This window comes from Pseudomonas asiatica (genome assembly GCF_009932335.1).
GTDB lineage: Bacteria > Pseudomonadota > Gammaproteobacteria > Pseudomonadales > Pseudomonadaceae > Aquipseudomonas > Aquipseudomonas asiatica.
In genome coordinates, this window is the sequence record NZ_BLJF01000001.1 from 1 (window position 1) to 16,492 (window position 16,492).

At 55.9% G+C, this 16,492-nt stretch carries 12 protein-coding genes; 8 read left to right on the forward strand and 4 right to left on the reverse strand.

The features are described from left to right. From GYA95_RS00005 to GYA95_RS00015, 3 genes are all read left to right on the forward strand, one after another. Positions 1–1,132, forward strand: a 1,132-nt coding sequence (locus tag GYA95_RS00005; protein ID WP_238841712.1) for a hypothetical protein, incomplete at its 5' end; no start/stop codon positions are given. Between the two features lie 78 nt (positions 1,133–1,210). Next, on the forward strand, positions 1,211–1,390 hold the full coding sequence (locus GYA95_RS00010; protein ID WP_023442851.1) for a helix-turn-helix transcriptional regulator: 180 nt from the start codon (positions 1,211–1,213) through the stop codon (positions 1,388–1,390). A gap of 489 nt (positions 1,391–1,879) precedes the next feature. Further along, on the forward strand, positions 1,880–2,548 hold the full coding sequence (locus GYA95_RS00015; RefSeq protein ID WP_058162730.1) for an inovirus Gp2 family protein: 669 nt from the start codon (positions 1,880–1,882) through the stop codon (positions 2,546–2,548). A gap of 239 nt (positions 2,549–2,787) precedes the next feature. Here GYA95_RS00015 and GYA95_RS00020 read toward each other — a convergent pair whose 3' ends face one another. Further along, positions 2,788–3,435, reverse strand: coding sequence for a HEPN domain-containing protein (locus tag GYA95_RS00020; RefSeq protein WP_003151726.1), 648 nt, complete (start codon positions 3,433–3,435; stop codon positions 2,788–2,790). A gap of 45 nt (positions 3,436–3,480) precedes the next feature. Here GYA95_RS00020 and GYA95_RS00025 point away from each other — a divergent pair, with 45 nt between their 5' ends. From GYA95_RS00025 to GYA95_RS00035, 3 genes are all read left to right on the forward strand, one after another. Continuing rightward, positions 3,481–5,136, forward strand: coding sequence for a hypothetical protein (locus GYA95_RS00025; protein WP_232914206.1), 1,656 nt, complete (start codon positions 3,481–3,483; stop codon positions 5,134–5,136). A 65-nt stretch (positions 5,137–5,201) separates the two neighbouring features. Beyond that, a complete protein-coding gene (locus GYA95_RS00030; RefSeq protein ID WP_058162728.1) occupies positions 5,202–8,612 on the forward strand; it encodes a TM0106 family RecB-like putative nuclease in 3,411 nt (1,136 codons plus the stop codon). A gap of 229 nt (positions 8,613–8,841) precedes the next feature. Then, entirely contained in the window at positions 8,842–9,054 is a 213-nt protein-coding gene (locus tag GYA95_RS00035) for a hypothetical protein (RefSeq protein ID WP_023442930.1), read from the forward strand. Positions 9,055–9,249: 195 nt separating this feature from the next. Here the strand turns inward: GYA95_RS00035 and GYA95_RS00040 are convergent, their stop codons facing one another. Then, the gene (locus tag GYA95_RS00040) at positions 9,250–10,125 is read right to left on the reverse strand and encodes a WYL domain-containing protein (RefSeq protein ID WP_024947249.1); all 876 of its coding nucleotides are present in this window, start codon (positions 10,123–10,125) and stop codon (positions 9,250–9,252) included. A 119-nt stretch (positions 10,126–10,244) separates the two neighbouring features. Between GYA95_RS00040 and GYA95_RS00045 the strand changes: the two genes are divergently transcribed. Both GYA95_RS00045 and GYA95_RS00050 read left to right on the forward strand, forming a co-directional pair. Next, positions 10,245–10,505, forward strand: a complete 261-nt coding sequence (locus GYA95_RS00045) for a hypothetical protein (protein WP_003151716.1) — start codon at positions 10,245–10,247, stop codon at positions 10,503–10,505. Between the two features lie 8 nt (positions 10,506–10,513). Beyond that, positions 10,514–11,566 (forward strand): ADP-ribosylglycohydrolase family protein, encoded by a 1,053-nt coding sequence (locus tag GYA95_RS00050; protein WP_058162727.1) that lies wholly within the window; start codon positions 10,514–10,516, stop codon positions 11,564–11,566. A 328-nt stretch (positions 11,567–11,894) separates the two neighbouring features. Here GYA95_RS00050 and GYA95_RS00055 read toward each other — a convergent pair whose 3' ends face one another. Continuing rightward, positions 11,895–14,240: a dynamin family protein gene (locus tag GYA95_RS00055; protein WP_003151709.1), complete on the reverse strand. Its 2,346-nt coding sequence runs from the start codon at positions 14,238–14,240 to the stop codon at positions 11,895–11,897. Next, on the reverse strand, positions 14,237–16,480 hold the full coding sequence (locus GYA95_RS00060; RefSeq protein ID WP_003151707.1) for a dynamin family protein: 2,244 nt from the start codon (positions 16,478–16,480) through the stop codon (positions 14,237–14,239). The genes GYA95_RS00055 and GYA95_RS00060 overlap by 4 nt, the downstream gene beginning before the upstream one ends. Positions 16,481–16,492: the final 12 nt, after the last annotated feature.

Genomic DNA, 16,492 nt, shown 5'->3' on the forward strand with positions numbered 1-16,492 from the left:
GGGGACGCCCCAAGGTGGGTATCGGGCTTCAAGTAAATTGTCTAGGTTGTTAGAAGACGAAAATAATAAGCTCAATGTGATAAATAGACCGAAAATTGATCACGTACTAAACCCTTCTGCGGAAAATTGTAAGGGTGGCTTGAGTGTTTGTAATCGGTTGCTACTGTCCACTCTGCTTCTGTACGCCGATCAATTTGGGGTTGTGCGGGGAATCGGAGTATCCAGGCTGTCCCAGGCTACTGGTCTGAATCGAGATCGAATAAAGGCTCAGGTGCACAAACTGATCGCTCTGAGGGTCATGAGGGGGGTGATTCCTGGTGTTGCAACGTCTGTTGCATTGGGAGTTTCAAAGTCAGTTTACTTTATTAATCTTCATCATGATTTTTTTCAAAAATGTAGTTCGGGCGCGATCGTGCTAACTTTCGTCTCGAAATCCAGTGGGGATTCGGGGGAGATGAGTGAGGTTGCAGCCATCATTGGCTCTGCGCAGCTTGGCAAAGGGCTGGAGTTCGAGAGGCATAAAAAATATTCTGGAATACTGCCTGATAGCGATAGATTTAATGAGCTGGCGGGGTTGTTTTCTTATTTAGCCAAGGATAGAGGCTCGTCGAGAGCGCTTCAGGTTAAATTGGAAGAGTACGCGTCAGGGCTGCTGTCCAAACATTGGAATGCCTTGGAGCTAGGTCAGTTTAACTCTGATGATGAATTGCAGGTGCGAATCAAGAAAGACTTCAGAAAAGGAACGGGCTCAGGGCGAGATTTCAAGGGTGACGGCCTTCGAGGTGAGCTGTATTTTGAGTTCATTTATGTAGTCGCTGTTTTGATGGCTCGGCGTATCCAGAGTTTGGTTTTAAGTGTTAAGGGTTTTTCGCACGAAATTGCCGGGTTGCAGATCCTGCCGAGTTTTGAGCCCGGTCCATACTTTGGGCGGTTTGCTGTTGGTCGGTCTCTGTTGATTGTTCCTGGTAATAGTTTTCGAGCAGGAGAATGCTTTGTCATGAATGAGAGCAATCTTGGCGAGCCTACGTGTGAGAGGTTTTCAAGTGAGAAGGAGATGCCTGAGATTGACCGTTATCGTTTTGGCCTTCTTTTTCAGGTTCATACTCCCACGCGTTATCGGTATCGGGGGTAAATCGCTCTGTATGCCAGTAATGGTCAGTAACTCTTTACCGGCTTCCTAGATCCTGTGTACGGATTTGAGGAGTTGGTCATGCGCATACTTCGAATGAAAACGGTTATTGAAATTACTGGTCTGGCCCGATCTACGGTGTATAAGTACGTTGCTGAAGGGATATTTCCGAAGCCTATTTCATTAGGCGGGCGCTCTGTTGGCTGGTTGGAGTCAGAGGTTCATTCCTGGATTCAGTCTAGGCTAGTTGAGCGAAATTAGTAGGTCTTGATGGACTTGTTCTTGGCAGCTGGTCTGCTTTTTGTTTGCTTTATTTTCTTTCAATGAAAACATCATGTCCGGTTGACTCCTGGACATGATGTTTTTTTGCCGGACCTTTTGGTGGCGTTGTTTTTCTGGCTCTGAACAGGAATGCTTTAACTTTCTCTAGGGTTTATGCTTTTGGAGCTTTCGGTGCGGGTAGTATGCTTTAGTGTTCTAAGCGCTACTGTTTAATAACTCCTGCCTATCACTCAAGCAGGGCCTGATATTGAATCATTAGGTTAAGGTCGTAGATGTCCCTCTAACGGGTATATATCATGAATTTCTACTTTATACCTTGCGGTTGGCAGTATGGTTTAGGTGATCGATATTGAACTTTGGTATCTGCGTGATGAGCTCGTTGAGGTCTAGCTCAATGGGTTGCGGTGAACGTGTAAATAACTACCAAGCCGACTGAAGATATGAACTTCAGTAGAGTAGGTAGTAACCATGTGTCGTTTTTCAGAGAACCGTAATCTTCGTTTGTACTCAGCAGATACTTTTCAGGGCATGCCGATAATGGGTGAAAAAGGCCCTTTTATACTTGGATACCTTGAAGCCCTGAGTCGCACCATCAACCTTGCACTTGATCAGTATCCTAGGGTGATTGCGTTCAGGGTGGACCTGCGTCTTCCGCGTTTTGGGGGTATTCCGGATGATGCGTTGTCAAACCGTGTGATTAGTAGGTTCATCGAGTCGTTCAAAGCAAAAATTGAGCACAATCGTGAGAAAGCACGTGAGAAGAACAAGTACGCCCATGACTGCAGGGTGCGTTACGTCTGGGCGAGAGAGAGGAGCGAGGCAGGGCGACAGCATTACCACCTGCTGATCCTGCTCAACAGGGACGCCTACTACACAATCGGGCGGTTGCAGCCACAGAGGCCGAACATGATCAGCCGCATGCAGGAGGCTTGGGCCAGTGCGTTGAAGTGCGAGGTTGAGCAAGTGAGGGGCTTGGTACATATCCCGTCTAATGCGGAATACCGAGTAGACCGGGAGGTCCGGCCAGGGAATGTGGATTACTTACCTGATCTGTTTCATCGTGCCAGCTACCTTTGTAAAGCTGCGACGAAGCGTTATGGGGAGGGCGCTCATGGCTTCGGATTCAGCCGAGGATAGAGGGTAAGTAGCTTGTTCCCAGTCCAGCCCTCAGGTCAGTTTGCCTTCCTGAGGGCTTGGAGGGCTTTGTCACTGAGGACAAATTCGAGCCCCTAATTCAAATTCTTGTTGCGTTGACTTCCTACAGGCAAAGCATTCGCGCATATTCAAACGCGTGTGAACGCCTTCCACTCAGTGTAAGCAGCAAGCGGAATCACTTGGTTTGTCACCGTTCATCGCGGGATTGGAATGTGGTCTGCCTAAGCAACAACCGGATAACAAGCATCACCCCATAGCGTTTCCGGGTTATCCAACATCAGCAAAATAATGACAGGCACCAGCTTGCCGAGGAGGTTCGAGCAGTCGCGCAGTTGATCCCGGTTCACACTGCTGTTCCAGGTTGCGCCCCCATGCATTACCTGGTTACGCAATGTATAGATTCGATTGAACAGAACACCGAGTACTGCTGGGGTATTGCGGTTGGCTAACGCTTGCTGCGCTGCTCGTCGACCGCTGGCAAACCGCTCGGTCCACTGTTGCTCGCTGATCTTGCCGTTCTGGTTGTCCCAGAAACTCTGAAATACGTAGGGGTTGTCCAGCAATGCGCGGATACTGCCTGAGAACTCGGACCAGACCAGGTTCTCGATCAGGTTGGCCGTGTCTAGCGCACAGAGTTTGTCCAGGAACGCCTTGAACGTGGACTGCTCGGAAAGTCGGAACTGCTCATCAATGTCCATGGCATAGGCAGAGTTGAAGGCGATCCACAGAAAGATAAAGCGCCCATCAAGATCATCCGCCTGCTCGGCGCGATTCAGCCAGCTTAATGCGCGATGAACGCGCAAGGTGAGGTTGGGATGGTGGCCTTCACGTTCCTGGCGGTGACGGGCTTTGAGTGCTTGATGGTCCATGAAGTGCCGATCCTTGAAGTCGTGGGCGGTCGGTAAAGAGGTAGCGTGTGCCTGAAAACTTTACAGGTGGCCGGGCCAATCGCCGCTGGCGTTGAAAAGCGTCTATTCAGGGCATTAGAACCTGCTCAATTTGTTTACCTGTATAAACAGACAACGTGGACGTGGCCTGCCATTTTGCTTAGGGTATGGCCATTCGACATTGCCCGCAAGGCGGCCTGCATGAAGCGTGAACAGTTCCTGGCACAACCCGAAGTGGAATCTTTCGTTGCATGGCTGGCAGCCAACTTGCCGGCGCTCACGTTCAAGCTGCGCTTCAAGTCCAGCAAGTTTGTACCTGGCGGTTTGACGGTTGAAGTCCAGGGTATTGAGCGGGTACTTGAGCACTATCGCTGGAAGGCAAGCTGGCACGACTCCAACCAGAGTGTGGTTGAGTCTGAAACCTGGGCTGAAACCCAACGCTCTTTGGGGCAACTGCGTGAGTGGCTGACGAGTGCGGTCAACGCTGGTGATGAGCAACAAGCGCTTCAGGCGTGTTTGCAGATTCTTCGTTGGGGCGGCGTGCGGGGCGCCATTCCGTTCTTGCACCGGTTGGAGGCCAAAGACGAGTTGTCGGGCTACCTGAAAAAGATGGCCGGACTCATGACGCTCGACGGTGACAATGACCTGGATGACCTCGATGCTAGCAGTGTCGAGCGTTTCGATTCTGGCCTGACCAAGATTCACGCCTTGCTCGATTTGTCTGGTTCTCCAATCTATGACAGCCGTGTGGGCGCTGCGATTGCCATGTTGTATTCGCTGTTTCGCCAGCAGTGGGCGGGGCGTGGTAAACCCTTGCTGATGTTCCCGTCCGGCGGCGCGCGAGGCAGCCAGATCCGCAACCCGGGAGCGTTCTTGAACAGCGTGGCGGCGCCGCAGTTTTCGACGATCGACTATGCCGAGTGGGCGCGTTGGCAAGTGCGCTTGGGCTGGATTATTCGAGCGCTGCTCGAGCGTACCAATTGGTTTGCTGGGCAAGGGACTCTCCCCGCGCGTTGCCATGCCTTCGAGGCCAGCCTGTTCATGCTTGGCTATGACCTTCGCTGCTTTGGTCTGGCGCTGGCGTCTAATTCCATAGCGGGTAAGCCAGAAGTCGAGGCGCAGGACTGCGAGCGTGGAGGCAATAATTGGGTGCCCACGGGGCATCCTTTCAGCCAGGTCCTCAAGGATTATCTGGCCTTCCGCTACAGCGGTGCTCTCGATAACAAAGCCTCGTTTGTTGAATGGTTGGTGGCCCAGCCGCGTGACGAGAAGCCGCTCACGCGTACCACTGCACAGGGCTACTGTTTCCCGTTTTCCATTGAAGAGTTCGACTTGTTCGGCCGACCGCTTGCACAGCTTGAGCGCATCGTCGCCGGTGGTGAGGACGGATTGCGTGCGGCCCTGGCTACCGAGGCCCTCGAGCCGTTCACAGTCGGTGATGAGCGCGTCAGTGTCTGCTTGGTGGATGTGTTGATCACGGGCAACGCGTATGCGCGAGCGACGACCGACAAGGATCGTGTCGACTACATCGTGAGTGCCGGCTATGCCGGTACCGAGAACTCTGCAAGGACACTCATGGCCCTGGGGCGTAACGTGGGCAAGCACTTCGGCCTGCTTGATGCGCAGCACTCGCCAACGAGTCTGTTCGAGCAGTTTTACCAGGACTGCTCGCTCGACGCCTGAGCAACACACGCAACATTTGCGCAGCACCATGTGCCCCTTGGCCTTTCACAGGGTGGAATACAACCATGCAAACCCGGAACGGCGTTCAGTTGTATTCCGCCTCAGACATCTGTGGTTTTCTGGAGTGCCAGCACCTAACGGCACTGGACCTTCAGCATCTTGTTGCCCCTATGGAAAAAGCGCCGGCAAGCGAGCAGAACCGCCTGATCCAGGGCAAGGGGCTCGCTCATGAAGCGACGTTTCTTGAACGACTCAAACGCGAAAATGCTCACGTAGTCGACATTGCCGAGGGCAATCCGAGTTTCGCGCGGCGGGTGGAACTGACCATTGAGGCCATGAAGGCTGGTGCGGACATCATCTTCCAGGCTTCGCTCCAGGAAGGTGCCTTTATTGGGCATGCCGACTTCCTGCGTAAGGTGCCGCGGGCGTCGACGCTGGGCGATCATAGCTATGAGGTGATCGACACCAAGCTGGCCAAGTCTGCAAAGGCCAAGTTCCTTGTGCAGGTTGCGCTTTACTCGCGAATGCTGATTGCAATCCAGGGCATACAGCCGCAGTTCATGTATGTCGTACTGGGTGATTCTGCGCGTACGGAGCAGGCGTTTCGGGTCGCTGACTACGCCGATTATCTGGAGCAAGTGCTGCAGCGTTTCACGGCGTTCGTGAATGGTGACGGACAACCTGTGACGTACCCGGAGCCATGCGGGCATTGCGGGTTTTGTGTGTGGCGCGATCGCTGTGACGAACAACGGCTGCAAGACGATCACCTCTCGGCAGTCGCTGGCATCAGCCGCTCGCAAATCAAGAAATTGCAGGCTGGTGGTGTCACCACATTGCAGCAGTTGGCGAACAGTACCGATGACTTGCGCATCCCCAAGTTGCAAGTGGAGTCGCTGGGCAAGTTGCGCCATCAGGCGCGTTTGCAGTTCCAGGGGCGCTCCAGTGATGGCCCGTTGTTCGAGTTTCTGCCGGTCGTGGGGAAAAGGCGTGGTTTTAACCGAATGCCCACGGCGGTTGAGGGCGATCTGTTCTTCGATATGGAGGGCAATCCGCTGGAGGAGGGCGGCCTGGAATATCTCTTCGGTCTGTATATCGACGAAGGTGGTCACCAATCCTTCAAACCCTTCTGGGCACATAGCCGAGAGGCAGAAAAGATCGCGTTCGAGCAGTTCATCGACTGGGTTATCGCTCACCTCAAGCGTTACCCCTGCGCACATGTCTACCACTATGCCAGCTATGAAGAGACGGCCATCAAGCGCCTGATGAGCCAGCACGGTACACGCGAGGCACAAGTGGACTGGTTGCTGCGCAACGGCAAGCTGATCGACCTCTACAAGGTCGTGCGCGAAGCGATCCGGGTGTCTGAGCCCAGCTACTCGATCAAGAACATCGAGCATTTTTACATGGGGCAGCGAGACGGTGACGTTACCAATGCCGGTGCGAGCATCGTGTTTTATGAGCGTTGGAAAGAGACTGGCGAGTCGGCGTTGCTCGAGCAGATCGAGCGGTACAACGAAGACGACGTGCTATCCACCTATCTTCTGCGCAACTGGCTTTTGAGCATTAAACCGTCGGATGCGAGCGCTCTCTCCGAGCCTGAAACAGAAAGCGAGAAAGCTGTAGCGGAACAAAAGGAGATTGAGGTTCGTCTGGAAAGCTATCGCGATCGTTTGCTCGCTGGCTTGCCCGCCGCCGAATGTGCCCTGAGCGAAGCGGATCAAGTCAGGTTGCTCACCTTCCAGCTGCTCGACTTCCACCGTCGGGCAGACAAGCCGACATGGTGGCAGTTGTTCAGCCGTCAGGACATGACCACTGAGGAGCTGCTGGAGGATATCGAGAGCCTGGCCGGTTTGCGGCGTACAAAAACGCCGCCCGAACCGATCAAGAAATCATTTCTGTTTGAATACAGTTTCGAACCTCAAGAAAGCAAGATGCGCACGGGTTCCCAAGGCGTCATCACCGAGTCCCTGGCCAATGTGCAGTTGGTTAACCTGGACATTAACGCGTGTCTGGCGATGTTCAAAGCCACCGCGAACAACGCGCCACCGGATGATTTCGACATGATTCCCGGCAGGCCGATTCCATCGACTTCGCTGCGCGAGGCACTGTTTCGCTATGCCGACAGCGTCTTGGCCGGTGAGCAGCGCTTCCAGGCGGTGTCGGACTTTCTCCATCGACGCGCTCCGCGGGTGAAAGACGTCCAGCCGGGTGCGCCACTACTGGATCCACGCCTGACGACGACGGATGCCATCAAGCAGGTGGTACGCAATCTTGAGAACAGCGTGCTGTTTATTCAAGGGCCGCCGGGTGCCGGCAAGACCTACACGGGCTCGCACGTCATTGTTGACCTGCTCAAAGCAGGCAAGCGCATCGGTGTGACCTCCAATTCGCACCATGCCATCAACAACCTGTTGTCTGCTGTTGAGTCTCGTGCACAAGCAGAGGGCGTTGCATTCAAGGGGTTGAAAAAGTCATCGGAGGGAGAGGGCACTGAGTTCACTGGTTGCTGCATTCGCTCCATCGAAGACAAAAAGGATTTCCTTGATGTCTGGGGGCCGGGAATTGACCTGACTGCGGGTACTGCCTGGCTATTTGCCGACGAGACCTTCACCGAGGCGTTGGATTACCTCTTCATCGACGAGGCCGGTCAAGTGAGCGTGGCGAACCTGGTTACCATGGGCATTGCGGCACGCAACATCGTATTGATGGGCGACCAGATGCAATTGTCGCAACCAGTGCAAGGCGTGCACCCTGGCCGTTCCGGTGACTCTATCCTCGATTATCTGCTGGATGGCACGCCCACCATTGCGCCTGATCGTGGGGTGTTTCTGGCGCAAACCTGGCGGATGCATCCGCACGTTTGCTCATTCATTTCTCATGCGGTGTACGAAGGTCAACTGTCGTCGGCACCAGGAACCGAGCGGCAGGTGTTGCGACTGGATGGCCAGCGCCCGGACGTGCCGGGCAGCGGACTGATGTTTTGCCCTGTGGAGCACGACGGCAATGGCCAGAGTTCCGATGAAGAAGCCGCGTACGTCAAAGCGCTGTACACGTACTTTCTGCAGCAGCGCTATGTGGATAACACCGGCGAGGAGCACGCTGTGTCTCTCGAAAACATCCTGGTCGTGGCGCCCTATAATTTGCAGGTACAGCTGTTGAAGCAGGTGCTGCCGGCGGGTGCGCGCGTCGGCACTGTGGATAAGTTTCAGGGGCAAGAGGCAGAGATTGTCATCGTCTCGATGGCGACGTCGAATGAAGACTACCTGCCCAGGGACATCGGCTTCCTGTACTCGAAAAACCGTTTGAATGTAGCGGTCAGCCGGGCGAAGTCGCTGGCTTGTATTGTCGCCAGTCCTGATCTGACGGCCATTCGTTGCCAGACGCCGCAAGACATGAACTTGGTCAACGGCTTGTGCATGGCGGTCAGGTACGGAACGGTCGACGAAACCCGTCAATCCCAAGAGGTTTTGCTATGAAAAATCTGTTCGCAATTATCGGTGTCATCGTCGTTGCCGAGAAGGGCTACCAGTTTGCCCGTGAATACATGGAGATGAAACAGGAGCTGGACCGACGTGCTTCTGATTCGGCCTGACAAACGCCGATAACGTCGACAACTCCGTCCTTTTTCTGCTTCCAACGGGTGTCTGCTTGGGCCAAGTTGGCGCGACCGTTCAGCTGAGGTCCCATTTCAATGCGAGGTTCGTGATGTGTAACGACCAAGAGGATGGTCGCTCGGATGACCCAGGTTCCGCGCAAGTTAGAACCGAGGATGAGGTCGAATACAGCGAGGAATTCGCCGCCATGATTCTGGAGCAGGAGGCGAAGGGCTGCTTTCAGGAAATTGATGTCGATGACATGCTCGCTCTGCTCGACCGCATGATCATCGAGGCCCAAGGCGTGGGGCGGAAACTACAGTGACTGGGGACAAACCTGACTGTTGATACAGATGTCGTCAGCCGGTTTGGCTGAAATCCTCGACGGCTGGATCTCTTCTTGGCTGGCCGCGGGTGAGTCGTCCTCCGAATCGGGTTGAGCTGATACACCCGCGGCTGAACGAGCATGAGCCGGCCATCGACGAGGGGCGTCATGCCCCTCGTCTCAGAGATTTGAGCGTCAGTCATTCATCAGCCACGGCCTCAATTCCTTGAGGTTGCTCACTACAACTTGCTGGGCCTCAGGGCTCGTCGCCAGGTTGCGCGGGTCGATCTGATAACGCTGCAACACATACTTCACCAAGGCCCTGCGGCTGGGCACCACTAATTGTCCTTGCGTCATCCCGAAGTCGGTTTCGATGATTGCCTTCTGTGCCTCGTTCAATCGCCCATCGGGCTCGAAGATAACCGGAATCTCGACATTCCAGTCTTCATCCAGCTCTCGTGTGTTCGGCGATTCGTCGAGTAGGTCCGGCTGCCCGCGCAGGCGGCTGAGCACGAAGTCGCGGTACTGGCCATTCTTTTCGCAGTAGGCCCGCACATGCCAGCGCATGCCGGTGTACACCAGCGTGTGAGGGGCGATGAGGCGAACCTCTACGTTCGGCGTATTGAACGACACGTACTCGGTTTCCAGGCGCAGGCCTTCGCGGCAGGCCTTGAGCAAGGGGCGCAGAATCTCCGGTCGAATGGGGCGATCCGGCACTTCCAACACCTTGGTGTGCGCATAGGCCAGTGCCAGTCCATCAATGTGCGGGGCACGCTCATTGTTCTGATAGAGCAGGTGTAAATAGGCGCTGGCACTGTCGTCGATGAACAGGGGTTTGAATTGCTTACTCGGCACATACCCCTTGAGCTGCTTGTCATATGTCAAGTTTTTGGGCGCATGCTCGGTGATGTAGGTATTGATGTCCTTGGATGCCTGCTGGCGGCTGATGCCAAAGCTCTGCATCAAGTGCCCCGTGGTCAGCCTGCCTTCCCACCAGGCAACGGTCTCGATCAAACGATAGCGAAGTGCCAGGTCCCAGCGTACCTGTTCAACGGATTGCTTGCGTTTCATACCCTCTCCATGTGCGCGAATACTTTACCTGTATAAGTCTACATTCTAGACCTGTCGTTTATCACTACATATCGTTTGTCTGTCTTCGAAATAAATTGAAGTCACGAAAGGATGTGGACATGACTATGTCTGAAGCGGTTTCGACAGGGGCTTTGGTGTTGATCGGGGTGATCCTGACGGTGCTCCTGATGCAGTACCTGAGGTTGCGAGAAATCTGGCACGTGGCACTCGCCTGCCGCAAGGACGCGCGTTGGGCGCAGATTTGGGAGATGGAAAACCGGGAGCTGCGCTCGGCACTGCGTGCCGAGAAAGCGCACATCGAGCAGTTGCACAGAAAGCTGGCGATTTTGCAGGACCTGATCTGCGCACAAGAGCGCTAAGGGAAGGCATGAACAGAGTTGAACGGATCAAAGGCTGCCTGCTGGGTGGCGCTGTTGGAGACGCGCTTGGCGCCCCCGTGGAGTTTCTTGAGTGGCCCGTCATCGAGGCCAGGTTCGGTGCGCAGGGCATCACTGATTTTTCCCAGGCTTACGGCACCATCGGTGCCATCAGCGACCATACGCAAATGATGCTGTTCACCGCAGAAGGCCTGCTGCGGGCTTTTGTGCTCGGCAGCTCACGGCAGGCATGCCATGTGCCCAGCGTTATTCACCACGCATTGCTGCGCTGGCTTACGACCCAGGATTACCCCTCGCGGACTCCGGTCGTCACAGATGGCTGGTTGATCAAGCAAGTGGAGCTGTGGTCGCGCCGCGCCCCCGACGCAACCTGCCTGAATGCACTCAGGAGCAGCGGGCGGCTGGGTGCGATTGCCGAAAACGACAGCAAAGGCTGCGGTGCCTTGGTACGCGTTGCACCCTGTGCGTTCTTTGCCAACGCATTCGACTACGCAGCGCAGTCTGGGCGACTGACGCACGGGCATCCGACTGCCTACCTGGCGGCTGGGCTGTTCGCCGACATGCTTCAGCGTATTGTCGATCGGCAAGGCAGCCTGGAACACGCCGTAACGCAAAGTTTGGCCCGGTACGGGAAAGTGCCTGGGATGGAAGAGATTTGCAGCCTTGTCGAGCGCGTGTTGTTCTTCTTTTACGAGGGCTATGCACCCACCCCGCAACGCATTGACGATTTTGCCGGTGGCTGGGCTGCCGAACAGGTGCTGGCGATTGCCCTGTGGTGCGCGCTGACGGCACGCTCATTCGAAGAAGGGGTGATCATGGCGGTGAATCACAGTGGCGATAGCAACAGCACTGGGCTTGTCGCCGGGCACTTGTTGGGTGCCCAGTATGGTGCTGCTGCCATTCCTGCCCGCTGGTTCGAACGCCTGGAACTGCGCCAGGTGATCGTGCAGGTAGCCGAGGATCTTGAGCGTGTTCCACGTGATTACTGCGGGGTTGGTGGCGCGTTCGACGAGCAGATCGAATTGGCTTATCCGGGCAGTTGAATGCACCGATGGCAATACATCAGCGAACCAAGGAGCTTTAGAATGCCCATCAGACCCAGGCCCTTCACCTTTGAATGTGAAGGATGCGGTTGGACAAAGACAGTGGCACCGCAAAGTGATGCGCTGATGCCCGGCGAGTGGTTTGACCAGTGCCCGAGGTGCGGGAGCAAGGCACTGAAGATGCGCACCGCAGGGTGGCTTGAAGGGGCGTTGGCGGAGTTGCTGGCGCGGCGGCGATTTTGAGCGCACAGGCCAGGGTTCAGCGCCCTGGCCAGCAACGGCCTGCCAGCAGGCAGGCCGGGGTTAGTAACACGCTGTGTGCCGGCGTTTAGCGGCGTATTCGAGTGCGAAGGAAGTCATCAGACTCGACAGAGGTTCTGGTGCGAACGAGTTCGCAAACCTCCAGGGCTTTTCTAGCTGCCAGCTTGAGCGTTCGACGAAGGCCTTCGCATTCATCAACGAGTTTTTCCAGCCCGGAAGAATCGAACATTTGCTCAGAGATGGGGAATGCTCGATCAATTCTGTCAAACAGCGCCGTTCCGCCTATTTCCAGCGCATCTAGCTTGAACGCATTGAACTCGCCCTTGCGGCCTTCCAGTTGCGCAATATCGGCCTGGATGGCCTGCTTGTAGGCATCGAATACGGTATCGAGCTTGCTGTTAACCTTGCCGACTACATCCACTTTACGGTTGATCGAGCGCAGGAACTGCTCGAACGTCAGGCCGCTGGAGGGGTAGTCTTTCTTGCGCGTGGACGAATAGGCGCACATGCCGGCGTACTCGATACCCGCGAAACTCAGGTCGTCGGCTACTTGCTCCATGATCTCAAGAATATCGTCCTGAGACTTCACATCCGCCTTGTTCAACACGATATACAGCGACTCTGCGCGGAACGGCGTGGACTCGATGAACTCGATGTCGGACTGGTCGATGGTCCCGGCCGGGTCAAGGCCGATGACCCAGACCAGCGCCGAGGCCTGATTGACCAGGGAGGCTGCAGTGCTGCGGTCGGAGGCCGCGGCCCCACCCGTGGTACCCGGATTGTAGCCGGGCGTATCGATGATGCACAGGTTGCCGAACAGCTCCGGGTCCATGGGAACCTTGACGCTGATGAAGGGCAGGATGCGCCGCAGGTCGAAGCCGAAGGCCTGAACATATTCGTGGCACATCGACGCGTACAGGCTGGGCTCCAGGTCGATGGCCCCACCGTTATACGAATAGCCCTTGATCCGGGTTTCTTCGGAGCACACCACGTAGCTGGGGACCACGGTCACCGGGTTGATGCCGGTCGCCAACTTCACGCTCGGGTTACGGATGAAGCTGTTGACGAACGCCGACTTTCCGCTGCTGAAACCACCCGCAATGCTCAGGATGGTTTTGCCGGCAATGCTCGGGAAGTTGTTCAGCATCTGCATCTCGGCGAGGATCGCCTGCATGTCGAGCACTGCTTGGGCTTCACCGGCCAACGACGATTCTCGGCTGGCGAACTCCATGTAGTCGTGGTTGATCAGGTCGGCGAATTTGGCCAGCTCTTCATTACCGGGCGGTTGCTGGGCCAGGACTTTGCTCACCAGGGAAAATTTCTCGGTTAGCGACAGGTGCTGCTTGTTGATGTCGGCGTAGTTGTCTTCCAGGTGCTGCTGGGAGGCCTTCAGTTGTTCGGTCAGGCTTTCCAGTAGGTCGACGTTCTGCTCCGTGGAAATCAACTGGTTCTTATGTTCCTCCAGGTACGTCTCCAGCTCGGCAATTTGTGCCAGCGCCTGTGCCTTGCGTTCCTCCAGCTCGGCCGCATTGGCTCGTTCTGCCTGCAACTGGGTTGTTAGCGCTTCATTGTCCGACTCCAGCGAGTCGATCTGTAGAGCCTGCCCGGTGCACTGTTCGGCCAACTGCTGTTTGGCGTCGTTCAGTGCTTCGATCTGCTGTTGCGCGTCCGAGAGGGTGTGCCCAAGTTCAGCGATACGCTGTTCTTTTTCCACCAGCGCCTGCTTACGATCTGCTAGCTGCTGTTGAAGGGTGGCGATCTCGGCAAGCGCCTGGTCCTTGCGTGCTTCCAGCTCTGCCGTATTGGCCTGTTCTGCCTGCAACTGGTCGCTGAGCGTCTCATTGCGCGACTCCAGCGTGCGGATCTGCTCAGTTTGCTCGGCGCACTGCTCGGTCAACCGCTGTTTGACGTTGTTCAGCGCTTCGATCTGCTGTCGAGTATCGGCCAGGGTGTGCTGGAGTTCCTGAATGCACCGCTCTTTGTCGACAAGCTCCTGCTTGTGATCGGCAAGGTGCTCTTCGAGCCCTGCGATCTGGGTCATGGCCTGAGCCTGCCGCTCTTCCAGATCCTTGGCGTACACCTTGGCCTGGGCCAGTGCGAGCATAGCCTTCTGGAGCTTGCCCTTCTCCTGCGCTAACGCTTCGGAGGTTGAGGCCAAATTGGCTGTTTCAAGCTGCAACGCATCGACTAGCGAGCCGTTGCGCGATTTTAGCTCGCCGATTTCGTCGTTCTGGCCCGCGCACAGCGCGGACAATTGCTGATTTGTGCTGAAAAACGTGTCGAGCTGGTACTGGGCATCATCCAGGTGGCCCTGAAGTTCAGCTGCCAGCTTCTTGCGTTTGAACTGCCAGAAGCGGGACAGCGACTCCAGCGTCGAGCGTGCCTGTTCATGAATGGCTGGCGGGTTGCTCACAGGGTGACCTCTTCGGCCTTGCGTGCCAGACGTTCAAGCCGGTCAATGGTTTGAGCCGCGTTGTCGACCTGATCCTTGAGCACATTGATCCGGCGTTGAATCTCATCGACGAAGGAGTTGGAGATGGTGGAAGGTGCGTTGCGTTCAACATCGTTGATGAACGAACTGATCTTGCTTTTGACCTTGCTACCCAACGAGCCGATGAAGTCATCGGCGGCATCCTTGAAACGTTCGGCCTCGTAGCCCTTGAGCGTGCCGTTGCTTTTCAGGGAGTCAGGCAACGGAATGCCCAAATCAAAGTCATCGTCAGGAATCGATTGAATGATCGAAAGAATCGCGAGCTTGATCATTTGCGCATTGGCATCCTGTTCAAGCACCTCACGGATCTTCGGCGTGAGGGTCCGGGCCAGTTCTTCGTTCAACCCGCGATGAGAGCTCTCCACCTTGGCGCCCAGCTCATCCTGGATGTCGTTCATGAACTCGTTGATGGTGGAGATGACCTGACTACTGATGATCTTGGAGCGGACGACCGTTTTCTCGGTAGTGCCGCCGCCCCAAAGCTTGCGGGCAAACCAGCTGCCAACCCCAGGGTTGTCGACGACAATGGTTTCACTGAAAGAGCCTTCCGCGTCTTTGACAGTGGACTGCGTCTCGCGAAGCAATTGCGCAGCTGTCTTGCGCATGTCGTCACGCAACTTCTGGCGGTAGTCGGCCATGGTGTATTTGAAGCTGACATCCAGTTCCAGCGAGAGATCCAGTCGCTTCGATTCCAGCGAAGCCAGTTGTTCGTCCAGCTGATCGACGTTGGCGTTCTTGATCTGGATGACCTGGTTGCGTGCCAGGGTGATGATCAGCGCCTTGAATGCCTCAAGGTTCTTTTGTTTGCGAACCATCAGGTTGGCGATTTTTTCCCGCGTGATCTCCATTTTCTTCTCGCGGACCTGGGCAAGCATGGCGTTGATCGCGTCAATGTTTGCCAAGCTGTCCAGGCTGCTCAACGACAGTGCCTGGTTGTCACGAGTGAAGTAATCCGGGTAATCGGTGGACAGGTTGTCCCAGGTCACCTGCTCGTTCGAGTCCCAGGTTTCGGGCGTTTCGAAGCGGCGGTTGAGGCTGTGGCACAAGCCGGAGCTATGCAGCAGGTTACGGTGTACTGATCCGATCAGGTTGTCGAACACCGAGCCCACTTCCGGGCTGCTCATCTTGAGGTCTGCAAGGGTGCTCTGTGCCCGTGCCGACAGCTGGGCACGGATGGCTTCCACGGCATCGCTCAAGCGCGCGCGTTTTTCGCTGCCGTACAGTTGTGTGTCGATCTGGCTGGCCACCAGTACCAGTTCCTGAATGCCCTCCTTCTGGGTAATGCGCCCCATCACCTCAAGGTCTTGCTCGTTGAGGAACTGGCCGGCCGGGCTGACGATGAACACCACGTCGCAGGTTTTCAGCAATTCGACCGTGCGCTCTTCGCGCGACTGGACCGGATCGTTCATGCCGGGGGTATCGATGATGCATATATCGCGCAGTGCCTCCAGCGGCATGGCGACATGAACCGTCTTGGTGAACGGCATGTATGTGCCGTCGGCACCGACATAGTTGTGCAAAAGCGCCGCCAGCTCTTTCGGGTTACCTGCCTGAATCTCGCTGTGCAGGTGCAGGGTGGCTGCATCGAGCTCTGACTTCTTCATGCGCTGGAACTGGTCGTATGCCGCGAACAAGCCTTCTTCGCGTTGCAGTTCGCTCAAGGCTTTTTTATCGGCCATGCTCGTCAGCTGCGCCATATCGAGGGGTGCGCCATTGGCCTGGGCGCTTCGACGCTTCACCAGTTCTTCCAGACATTCGCGCTTGCGCGTGGCCAGGCGTTGCTCGAACTGGTCCGATTTGAAGCGGATCGCGGCGATGTCCGTTTCGCTGTAGAACTCAACCTTGGCCTGGAACACTTCGCCCCAGGTAATGGTGGTCAGTGCAGCGGTCATGGGCGTTGCGGCCTTGGGCAGGATCGGCTCGCCATTAAAAATCAGCGCATTGAGCAGCGATGACTTTCCGGCTTTCACACGGCCAACAATACCGATGTTCATCAGCCGGTTCTGGTCCTGCAGCGTCTGGCATGCTTGCGCGAGCTGTTGCGGTTGGTCGATGCCGTTCAGCCGCTTGAACTGCTCGATTTCGCGCTCAAACAGGTCCTGGTTGCTTGCTGCCAGCGTGTGCAGGCTTTCGCTAAAAGCGACGAGTGATTGGTAATCCATTAGGTCGTTCGC

What these genes read in the sequence shown, in the direction of transcription:
- GYA95_RS00010 (WP_023442851.1), top strand. Translation starts at nt 1,211, where the DNA reads ATGCGCATACTTCGAATGAAAACGGTTATTGAAATTACTGGTCTGGCC.
- GYA95_RS00015 (WP_058162730.1), top strand. Translation starts at nt 1,880, where the DNA reads ATGTGTCGTTTTTCAGAGAACCGTAATCTTCGTTTGTACTCAGCAGAT.
- GYA95_RS00020 (WP_003151726.1), bottom strand. Translation starts at nt 3,435, where the DNA reads ATGGACCATCAAGCACTCAAAGCCCGTCACCGCCAGGAACGTGAAGGC.
- GYA95_RS00030 (WP_058162728.1), top strand. Translation starts at nt 5,202, where the DNA reads ATGCAAACCCGGAACGGCGTTCAGTTGTATTCCGCCTCAGACATCTGT.
- GYA95_RS00035 (WP_023442930.1), top strand. Translation starts at nt 8,842, where the DNA reads ATGTGTAACGACCAAGAGGATGGTCGCTCGGATGACCCAGGTTCCGCG.
- GYA95_RS00040 (WP_024947249.1), bottom strand. Translation starts at nt 10,125, where the DNA reads ATGAAACGCAAGCAATCCGTTGAACAGGTACGCTGGGACCTGGCACTT.
- GYA95_RS00045 (WP_003151716.1), top strand. Translation starts at nt 10,245, where the DNA reads ATGACTATGTCTGAAGCGGTTTCGACAGGGGCTTTGGTGTTGATCGGG.
- GYA95_RS00050 (WP_058162727.1), top strand. Translation starts at nt 10,514, where the DNA reads ATGAACAGAGTTGAACGGATCAAAGGCTGCCTGCTGGGTGGCGCTGTT.
- GYA95_RS00060 (WP_003151707.1), bottom strand. Translation starts at nt 16,480, where the DNA reads ATGGATTACCAATCACTCGTCGCTTTTAGCGAAAGCCTGCACACGCTG.